Here is a 428-nt window from a genome sequence, read left to right as displayed (position 1 = left end):
CCCACAGCTTGCCGTCATGCAGTGCGACGGTGAGGGATTCACCTTCAACGGTCTTCAGCGTCGCCTTGCCGCCGTGCTTCCTGGCATCGGCCATCAGTTGCGCTGAACTGTAATTGCCTGGCACCACGTGGTAGGTCAGGATCTTGGTCAGTTGTGCCTTGTTTTCAGGTTTCACCAGCGTATCGACCGTACCTGCGGGCAGCTTGCTGAAGGCTGCATTGGTGGGCGCGAAGACGGTGAAGGGGCCGGCGCCATTGAGGGTATCGACCAGGCCCGCTGCCTTGACCGCAGCGACCAGGGTCGTGTGGTCCTTGGAGTTGATGGCGTTCTGGACGATGGTCCTGGTGGGATACATCTCCGCTCCGCCGACCATCACGGTACTGGCGGCGAAGCTCATTGAAGTGGCTGAGACGAGTACGGCGAAGCTG

At 60.7% G+C, this 428-nt stretch carries 1 protein-coding gene; it reads right to left on the bottom strand.

What is annotated here, in order from left to right; all coding sequences use genetic code 11:
* Window positions 1-397: fasciclin domain-containing protein (locus NBZ85_RS31905; RefSeq protein WP_308205254.1), on the bottom strand; the 397-nt coding region annotated here is incomplete at its 3' end.
* Window positions 398-428 lie beyond the last annotated feature (31 nt).

Source organism: Frankia tisae, assembly GCF_025403405.1.
Lineage (GTDB): Bacteria > Actinomycetota > Actinomycetes > Frankiales > Frankiaceae > Frankia > Frankia tisai.
Note: the sequence above shows the minus strand (reverse complement) of the source record. Positions and strands in the feature narration are given on the sequence as shown.